Source organism: Nostoc sp. 2RC (assembly GCF_014222165.1).
Taxonomy (GTDB): domain Bacteria; phylum Cyanobacteriota; class Cyanobacteriia; order Cyanobacteriales; family Nostocaceae; genus Nostoc; species Nostoc linckia.
In genome coordinates this window covers 1-6637 of sequence record NZ_JACKZU010000423.1, presented here as the reverse complement: position 1 = coordinate 6637, position 6637 = coordinate 1, and the positions used below count along the sequence as shown (strand labels likewise).

Sequence of the window (6637 nt, the reverse complement as noted above, 5' to 3'; positions counted from 1 at the left end):
ATTCCTAATTCTGTGGTTGCTGTTTGCAAAATTTCTTCTAAGGTTAATTTATGATAATAGCGCAGATGATAAAGAGTAATATTCAGCAATGCTGGATGTCCACCGATTAATTCCATTAATTGCTGCACTTGCTTGTTTTGTTGCCAATCAATTCCATAGCGGTTTGCTAACTCAATTACTTGCTCAAAACTAAATTCCGATATTTTCAATGGTAGCCCAATGTTAAAGGGAGATTGATTCATATCAACAGAAATATAAACATCTGTGGAATAAACAATCACCAAACGCAGCTTTGGCCATACTTCATCATGTTGCGCTTCTTCTTGCCAGGAACGTAACAGAGGTAGAAATTCATTGGCTAGTTCCGGATATTCAAAAATATGCTGAACTTCATCTAATACTAATAATAAAGGTTTTTCTAAAGGTGCAAGCAAACATTCTTTTAGATAAAGAGTGCAGCTGAGTTTACTACCTATTTCTTCGTCCCAATGTTTATCGATATTAAATTCTATGCCTAATTGACGAGCTATACTTGCAGCTAACCATTGCATGAATAATTGAGGTTTTTGCAAAACATCAATATCAACTTGAGCGATATTGAGTTTTGCTGTTTTATAGTCTAATGTTTTGGCATGAGCTAAAATCCGCAACATCAAAGATGTTTTACCCATGCCTCGACAACCTTGAATACGAATGACGCATCCCGGTTGCGTGATTTCTTGATATGCTAGTTCTTCTAATGGAGGACGAGGGATATAGAATTTAGAATCTAAAGATAAAGGAGCGCAGGGATATTTTATATATTCACTAATATTTGCTTGAATGTTGCGATCGCTCTGTTTTTTAAGTGTAATTTCACTCTTAATTTTCTCTTCACTGAGAAATACGGAAACAATTTGAGATGGTGCAGTATTTGGTATGATTGTTTGTTGTTGCACAGAATTAGCTGAATTTTCAGATAATTCTCTTATCACCTGTCGCTGTTCTTGGGAATATTCCTGGTAAAAATCAATGTCATTTACATCATAAATAGTGTAGTCATCTTCATGCAACGCTAAATCAAAAGCACTAAAGCAGATTCGCATGGTGCGCGGATCTATCCTCGAATTCAAAGACCATAAACGGCTTAAACTAGAGGTGGAAATTCCAATGCGATCGCTTAATTCTACTTGTGTAAAACGTTTACCTCCTCTTTTTTGTCTCTCTTCTTCCAAAATTGCAGTTTGCAATCTCTTCATCCCAACAGTAGTTAGAACTACTCCTCTTTTTCGCAGTGATTTATTTTTGTCTTCTTTCATTTCTAAATGAAAATTTTAACTTGTTTTTATATTAATTTTTCTTAAAAGCAGTTTCCAGCCTTAAGTGACGTATATGATTTTTTAATCAATGTAATCTAGATATTACCAGATATATGCAACAGCTTAACTGATGTAAGTAAAGTTTTTGAACTGGGAAAAAATCTATTTATTTTTTAGCGGTGACAAAATAAAAGATGATAAAAAAATAATAAAAAAAGTTTTAAATATCTATGTAAATGAATAAAAAATTTGTATATAAAAACACAAAAATCTCTAGGTAAATGAAGTATTTTATTGCCCAATCCTGAGATTACCAAAGCTACAGCCTATATAAGAATGTTTTCAGGTAATTTCCCTGCAAGTAGGTTAACTGATTTATCTGCACTTGAGGTAAATAAGAAAACATGGGAAATTTGAAGCTGTCTAAAAATATTGGCGTTGCTCAATCAGAACTATGAAATTCTAAAATTACTTTTTTTTCCTTTGTAACTTTGTGCCTTAGAAAGCGGGAACGCCTAAAGGCGAATGCTTGAGACAATCGCAACCTACAGTTACGTCAAACTTTAACTATGACGCTGACATCTGTGTTCTTGTCCTATCATTATTATTTCCATTTTTTAAATAACAGGATTGAGCGCCATGAAAAGCGTGGAGAAAAAAATCGTTGCTCTTTGTTTTATCGCTGCTGGGAGTCTTTTCTGGAGTATGGTAGGGCTGGTTAGCTCTGCCCAAGCTCAAAGTTTTGAACCTGTTTCAATAATCATTTCCCAATCTTCTAAACCCGTCACCTACATGACAGTACTGGACAAAAATACAATCGTCATCCAAATTACGGAGGGCGAATTTAACTTCCACGGCTATCTGGAGAGGACATCTGGCAATACATTCATTGGCGAAAACGAGCAGGTGCGCGTCATCTATGACCGGGGTACTAAGCAGGTTGTGGTGATTAACAAAAAGACGGGGACAGAGTTTTATAACTACTACTTCTCTGATACCAATGAAGGAGCGCTTTAGGTTAAAGCAATCCAATTTGTAGTAAGAATTCAGCACTCAGGAGTCAGAAGTCAGAATTTAAAAGCAACCTGAGATAATTGATTATTTGATGTATTAATTGGTTTATCAATTGTGTCTGATTTTTCTAGCATTCTGACTACTGAATTGTGGCTCCTCAATTCTTACAATTTGTAATCATTCCTAAGATATTTGCAATTTTGAGAAAACAACATGAAAATAAACCGTTTAATTCCGATCGTCGCGAGTTCCCTAATCATCACGATTGCCCTCAATGCCCAGGCTCAAAATGCTGGAGATCCCGTTCGCGGACTTCAAGATTTAGTGAATGTTCGCGGACGAGATGGAGAAGCCATACTCCAAAAGCGGGGCTATAGGTTTCGCTGGGCTGAAAAATCTGATGATTCTACTTATAGCTTTTGGACTCAAACAAAAACAGGTCGATGCATTAGTGTGAGGACAGAACAAGGTCGCTACGTCTCTCTGGTAGATACCGGAACCAAGGCAGATTGCGATCGCGGAGATAGAAAACCTCCTCAAAATACAGGCAATTCCTCTTCCCGACCCTTGTCAGACCTAATAGGAGCGAGGGCTGGTCAAGCAGAACGTGAAGTGCGGCAGCGGGGATATACCTATCGCCGTAACGAAAAAGTGTCAAATACTTCTGTTGCTTCGTTCTGGGTTGAAGGCAACTCAGGTAAGTGCGTAGAAATCGTTACCTCAAACGGCCGCTATCAAAACATCTTTTACGTTGATTGGCATCACTGCCATAGATAATCTAATCGCGTTGTTGTGTCTAAACCGATTGACACTGGCGAAATTCTCGATGGTAGAGTTTCCAAACCAATTCATCTAGAGTCAATGCAACTAATGAAAAGCTTGCGAACATTAGCCCCCACTATTGTGGGTTTATTAACTCTGACAGTCACTCATCCTGTTAACGCTCAACCAGCGATCGACACTTTAGACAACGGTAATCTGAGTGTGACTGGTATGACACCAGGAAGAGGCTGCACTGTCCTTTTTAACCCTCAAGGAGAGATCCTTCAACAAGGTCGATCCTGTAATTCCACAGAAATCCGTAAAGCCGAGACAGCGATCGATATCTATTTGCGGGAACAGCGCACATCTGACAATCACAATGGCAGTTCGTCGCGCCAAAATCTGACGTTGATCTGCTATGGTGAAGGTCGCAAACCGACTGTCACAAATAGCTATGGATATGAATGGAACGAGCGCCGCCATCGCTACGAATCAAGTAATCGCATAGAGTCAACGACCAGCAACTTCGATTCCGAAGTTCAGGTGGAAATCCGTGGTACAGAGGGAAAAATCCATCTCGGTGGAAGGCTCATCCCGCCGATCAATTCGGGCGGCAACAATGGATGGTGGACGCTCGATAACCTTCAGGTCTCCCCCGAAAAAATTACGGGAAAATACAGGCTAAACGGACTAAATAAACCGCGTGTCAATATTGACCGGCGCAGCGGCAGGATCGCCATAGATGGGATTGAAAAGTTTCGGGGCGAGTGTAACTCAGGGGATTGGGGCGGTAGCAGAACCCGATTTTAGCCTACTAGTAGTTCGCTTTCGTGACGCAAGCGGGGTAAAGGGGAAAGGTTTTAAATCCCTTACCCTTTCCCCAGCCCTCACCGAGAAGGGGAAAAGGGGAAAGGGGAAGGGGTAAAGGAAAAAAAGAGTAAAACTTTTCCCCACATGGTATGAAGCCCCTATTTTTAAATATGGAGAATATTAAAAGAAGATTTAGGAGGACGCGTAGTGCGACTCTAAATCAGCGTCTATGCTTGAAACCCCTATTTTTAAATATGGGGTTCCCTTTCCCCTTTCCCCCTTACCCTTTCCCCTTCTTCATAAGCGCATTTTTGGGTTGGCAGACCACTACTCACCCAATACTTGTCGGGTTTTGGGGAAAAGGGGAAAGAAAAAACTTTTAACCTTTTCCCCAGACCCAATGCCGAGTTAAAAATCGTTAACCGAGCAGTATTGACTACTCACCATATCTTCACGCGGTCTTTTTCATCCAACCACATAGCATCGCCCGGTTTGATGCCAAACGCCTTGTAAAACCCATCCTCATGCTGAAAAGGAGCAAAACCACGATAAGAGCCTGGAGCATGGGGATCGGTTGCTGTCAGTTGGCGAAGAATACCTTCATTGGTTTTCATCGCCCATAACTGAGACCAGGCAATAAAGCAACGCTGTTGGGGTGTGTAGCCATCGATCTTTTGATTAGCTTGGGGATTTTCTTTTAAATATTTTTGTAGCGCCTCATAAGCTAGACTTACCCCACCAGCATCAGCCAAATTTTCTCCTACGGTAAGTTTTCCGTTCAATTTCAACCCTGGAAGCACTTCAAAAGCATTAGCCTGTTTCACCAATTTATCGGTCTGGGCTACAAACTTAGCAGCATCTTCATCAGTCCACCAATTCTGGAGATTGCCTTGAGCATTGTAAAGTCGCCCTTGACTGTCAAAACCGTGAGTCATTTCATGACCAATTACAGCTCCCATAGAACAAAAATTCACGGCCGCATCGCCCTTACTATCGAAGTATGGTGGTTGTAAGAAAGCCGCAGGGATCTCAATTCCGTTTTTGCTTGGATCGTAGGCTGCATCTACGCTGATAGGCAATGTGGCTTCTGGGTCGTTGAACTCATCACGGATTACTGATTTGCCCAACAAGGCCAAATTGCGACGGGAGAGAAATTCTTTGATCCGTATCACGTTGCCAAAATAGTCATCCCGTTGAATATCAATACTGGAGTAATCAATCCATTGCTCTGGATACCCTACTTTGATTACCATACGGTCAAGTTTTTCCAGGGCTGATTTACGGGTAGACTGACTCAGCCAGCGATTCGCTGCCAACCGCGCCCTGAACACCGATTTAATCTGTCCAATCATACCTTCTACCCGTTGTTTGGATTCGGGAGAAAAATATTCTTTGACATAGAGCTGAGATAAAGGATGACCCAATAATTGAGGAATCGCACTGGATATAATTTCAGGACGGGGGGGAAGCTGAATTTTTCCATAGCGACTCTGAGCATAGGCAAACGCAGGCTCGTTAAATGCAGGAGTCAAATAGGGTTTGGTTTGCAACAATACCACCCAACGGAGATAGGTCTTGATGTCTTCTATCGGGTATTGCTTGATTATCTGGTTTAGCTCTGCCAATGCCTGAGACTCCACAACAATGACATTTCCCTTGGTTGGTAATCCCAACTTTTGAAAATAGGTCTTGACATGGAAGTTGGATAGCAAAGACTCAAGCTGTGCAAACGACATCCTTTTGTATCTGCGGTTGGGGTCTCTTTTTTCTACAGGGCTGAGTTTTTTACTGGCAAGGCGAGTCTCTATTTCCAGAATTTTCTTAGCTGCGGCGGCTGCTTTTTCAGGAGAATCGCCAGCGATTTTTAAGTTGTCTGTGATGAACTTTAAATAGGCACTGCGGGTAGCAGCCGTGTCTTGATTCACATATTCTGCTTGACTTAGGAGGGACAGTTGGCGATCGCCCACATAGATACTATTGATGGTTCTATTCTCGGTATCTGCTCCAATCTCAACCCCAAACATCAAAATATCATCTCCACTAAATCTCACTGACAAATCGCCAAGGGTTTCCGTCAAAGTCTGAGGAGAGTTGATAGCCTCAACACGGTCAAACATTGGCTTCAGAGGAGAAACCCCCAAAGCTTTCAGCCGCTTCTCATCCATGCCTGAGCTATAAAAGTCACCAACTTGTTGCAACGGGCTTCCTTTAGATGCCTTGGTGCTTTGAGCAGCTGCTTGTGACACTATTTTTTGCACCTGCTGGGAAACTTGCTTGCTTAAAAAGTCACTATCGGACACTCGCAGAAGGTCTGGGGTAAGTTGCACATCATCGAGCCATTTGCCTGCTGCAAATTTCTGGAAATCCTGCTTGGGGTCTACCGTGGTGTCTATTTTACTTACCGAAAAACCCAAAGGAAACTTAGTATGAGAAACTTGTTCGGCTTTGCTGCTATTGGATTGATTACTGCAAGCGGTAATGTAGGGTATGGTGGAAATTCCCAGCATTAAAAAGATACTGCTGCTTAACCGGGGAAAGGCAGAAAATTTCTGATTGTTTTTCATGTTTATCCTCAACACCAATACATACTTATTGCCAGTTTGTTAATTTCATTAAATCTTTCACTGGCTGTGGAACTGAGATTGAACATAGTCTTTATTTTTAGTTGAAAAATTTATATCTTGGTTAATTACTTCATTTTCAACTAGATTTGATTTTTATATTTTCACAACATTTTTAAAATTCAACAGTCA

The 6637-nt window shown here is 41.1% G+C and carries 5 protein-coding genes; 3 read left to right on the top strand and 2 right to left on the bottom strand.

What is annotated here, in order from left to right; all coding sequences use genetic code 11:
• The coding region (locus GNE10_RS30345) for an AAA-like domain-containing protein (RefSeq protein ID WP_185569503.1) at positions 1–1298 on the bottom strand (1298 nt) is incomplete at its 3' end.
• Positions 1299–1937: 639 nt separating this feature from the next.
• Here GNE10_RS30345 and GNE10_RS30340 point away from each other — a divergent pair.
• From GNE10_RS30340 to GNE10_RS35600, 3 genes are all read left to right on the top strand, one after another.
• Entirely contained in the window at positions 1938–2315 is a 378-nt protein-coding gene (locus tag GNE10_RS30340) for a hypothetical protein (RefSeq protein WP_221643040.1), read from the top strand.
• A gap of 210 nt (positions 2316–2525) precedes the next feature.
• Positions 2526–3089: a hypothetical protein gene (locus GNE10_RS30335; protein WP_185569501.1), complete on the top strand. Its 564-nt coding sequence runs from the start codon at positions 2526–2528 to the stop codon at positions 3087–3089.
• A gap of 15 nt (positions 3090–3104) precedes the next feature.
• Positions 3105–3884, top strand: coding sequence for a hypothetical protein (locus GNE10_RS35600; protein ID WP_221643039.1), 780 nt, complete (start codon positions 3105–3107; stop codon positions 3882–3884).
• 440 nt (positions 3885–4324) lie between these two features.
• On the opposite strand, the gene GNE10_RS30325 is transcribed toward GNE10_RS35600, so the two are convergent.
• The gene (locus GNE10_RS30325) at positions 4325–6448 is read right to left on the bottom strand and encodes a M13 family metallopeptidase (RefSeq protein WP_185569499.1); all 2124 of its coding nucleotides are present in this window, start codon (positions 6446–6448) and stop codon (positions 4325–4327) included.
• Between the last annotated feature and the right edge of the window lie 189 nt (positions 6449–6637).

Coding starts and splice junctions, on each gene's coding strand:
- GNE10_RS30340 (WP_221643040.1), top strand. CDS start 1,938: ATGAAAAGCGTGGAGAAAAAAATCGTTGCTCTTTGTTTTATCGCTGCT.
- GNE10_RS30335 (WP_185569501.1), top strand. CDS start 2,526: ATGAAAATAAACCGTTTAATTCCGATCGTCGCGAGTTCCCTAATCATC.
- GNE10_RS30325 (WP_185569499.1), bottom strand. CDS start 6,448: ATGAAAAACAATCAGAAATTTTCTGCCTTTCCCCGGTTAAGCAGCAGT.